The organism is Streptomyces sp. NPDC002779 (assembly GCF_042888685.1).
Classification (GTDB): Bacteria; Actinomycetota; Actinomycetes; order Streptomycetales; family Streptomycetaceae; genus Streptomyces.
On record NZ_JBIAQC010000087.1, the window covers coordinates 1 to 1,259 of the forward strand.

General features: G+C 69.4%; 1 protein-coding gene. It reads right to left on the reverse strand.

Annotation, left to right across the window (positions count from 1 at the left end; translation table 11 throughout):
• Window positions 1-1,081, reverse strand: a 1,081-nt coding sequence (locus ACFYW5_RS37990) for an ISL3 family transposase (RefSeq protein WP_389421700.1), incomplete at its 3' end; no start/stop codon positions are given.
• Window positions 1,082-1,259: the final 178 nt, after the last annotated feature.

Here is a 1,259-nt window from a genome sequence, read left to right on the forward strand (position 1 = left end):
GTCTGAAGGCGCGGAAGTAGCGGCGGAGGCACTGGACGCTGCCGGTGAATCCGCGCTCGACCAGTTCCCGGTGGAGCTGGGGAATGTCGTGACAGCCCTCCAGCCAGCGGGCGTGGAGGTGAGGCCTGTGCTCGTCCAGTACGGACAGCCGGCTGGTGGCTTTGACCAGGAGTTCGTCGAGGCTGCTGGCTCGGGCGAAGCGGCGGACGGTGGAATGGTCCAGCCGCAGCGTCCGGCCGATCGCCGCCAGCGACTTCCCCTCGGCCAGCAGTGCCTGAACTGCCTCGTATCTCTGGGTCGTGCGGGCAACCAGATGCCGGGGCTGGCCGCTGACGTCAAGGGTGCCGTCCGGCGGGACGAACGGTACGGCCACCGCCTCGGACGACTCCGGCGTGACCAGGTCCCTTGCGGTCGCCTCCGTCATGACCGGGGTCGCCGCGAACGCGGCCCGGATGCACCCGTGGTGGGAACCGACCGTCTTCTCCACCGCCTCGGCGACGTTCCGCCACAGATGCCATGCGTCGGCGACCTGTATCGCCTGCGGGGCACCGTTTCGGGCTCCCTCCGCGTAGGCGCCCGCGCGGTCCCGGCAGATCACTTCCACCTGCGGGTGCCGACGAAGCCATGCGGCCAGCGGCTCTGCGTCCCGGCCGGGCAGGACGTCGACCGGGCGGCGTGTTTCCAGATCAATCAGGATCGTGGCGTAGGAGTCGCCCTTGCGCAGAGCGAAGTCGTCCACTCCCAGGAATCTGACCGTGCCGACCGGTGGCTGCGGAACCGAGCGGAGCAGGTCCAGCAGCGCGTCCTTGGCGATGCGGATCCCGAAGGCAGCGGCCAGGCGGGCGCCGGGTCGGCCCGCCAGGCACAATGCGATCGAGGCGAGCATCGACCGCAGCACCTGCGTCTGCCGGGCATGCGGCCTGGTCAGCCCCTCGATCTGCTCGGCAAACGTCACCGCCGGGCACCGGCTGCTCAGGCACTTGAACCGGCGCACGGTCAGCTCGATGACTACGGGGTTGCCGGCCACGGGCGCGTCGCCGAGAACGCGGACGTACCGGCCGTGCACCCGCCACGACGGCATACCGCATCCCGGGCATCTCACCGGCGACTTCTGGCACCCCGCGCGAAGCTTGATGACCCCGGCCGTTCGCTCGATCGACTCGATGACAATACCGGACAGATGCGGCAACAACCGCCCCAACACCCCTGAACCGCACACCCGGAGACTGCCCAGCTCAGCCCTGTGACATCACAAGATT